Origin of the sequence: Mesorhizobium huakuii (assembly GCF_030160235.1) — a bacterium.
GTDB lineage: Bacteria > Pseudomonadota > Alphaproteobacteria > Rhizobiales > Rhizobiaceae > Mesorhizobium > Mesorhizobium huakuii.
The window spans coordinates 1-1,207 of sequence record NZ_BSNY01000085.1 but is presented as its reverse complement, the minus strand read 5'-3'; the positions used below and the strand labels follow the sequence as shown (position 1 = coordinate 1,207).

Here is a 1,207-nt window from a genome sequence, read left to right as displayed (position 1 = left end):
TGACCCGACGCAAAGAACCTGCGATACCGAATGATCTTCTCGACCAGCTTCTGGCAGGCGGGGCAGCCAGTGCTGCCTTCGAACAGGGCGGCCTGCTGGATACGCTCAAGAAGGCTCTGACCGAGCGCGCGCTGAACGCGGAGATGGACCATCATCTGGCGAGCGGCGAAGACGCTGGCAACACGCGCAACGGTTATGGCCGCAAGACGGTGACGACCGAGACCGGCAAGCTGGAGATCGATGTTCCGCGTGACCGCCAGTCGAGTTTCGATCCGCAACTGATCGCCAAGTACCAGCGCCGTTTTCCCGGCTTTGATGACAAGATCGTGTCGATGTACGCGCGTGGCATGAGCACCCGGGAGATCACCGGGCACCTGCGCGATCTGTACGGCATCGATGTGTCTGCGGACCTGATCTCAACGGTGACGGACGCCGTGCTCGACGAAGTCGCCACCTGGCAGCAAAGGCCGCTCGATCCGATTTACCCGCTGGTCTTCTTCGATGCGATCCGGGTCAAGATCCGCGATGAAGGGATGGTCCGCAACAAGGCCATCCACATCGCACTGGGCGTGCGCGCCGATGGTGCAAAGGAGGTGCTGGGCCTGTGGCTCGAGCAGAATGAAGGCGCCAAGTTCTGGCTGCGGGTGATGAACGAGCTCAAGAACCGCGGCACGGAGGATATCCTTCTGGCCGTCGTCGATGGCCTGAAAGGCTTCCCGGACGCGATCACCGCTGTGTTCCCGGAGGCGATCGTCCAGACGTGCATAGTCCATCTGCTGCGCAACTCGATGGACTTCGTGTCCTGGAAAGATCGCAAGAGCCTCGCCGGCGCACTCAAGGAAATCTACCGCGCCGTCGATGCCGATGCCGCCGAAAAGGCGCTGGCGGCGTTCGAGGCCGGCCCCTGGGGCCTGCGCTATCCCGCCATCGGCCAGAGCTGGCGGCGCGCCTGGGCCGAGGTCATTCCATTCTTCGCGTTCCCTGACGACGTCCGCCGGATCATTTACACGACGAACTCAATAGAGGCGTTGAACTCGAAACTTCGACGGGCTGTCAGGGCCAGGGGCCATTTCCCCAGCGACGACGCGGCGACCAAGCTGCTCTATCTGATCTTGAACCGATCCGAGAAAGAGTGGAAAATGCCGCCACGTGAGTGGACCATGGCCAAGGCCCAATTCGCTGTCATCTTCGGCGAGCGCTTCATCAG

General features: G+C 61.9%; 1 protein-coding gene. It reads left to right on the top strand.

Annotated elements, in window-relative coordinates; genetic code table 11:
- Nucleotides 1–1,207: IS256 family transposase (locus tag QQK95_RS33375; RefSeq protein WP_284278844.1), on the top strand; the 1,207-nt coding region annotated here is incomplete at both ends.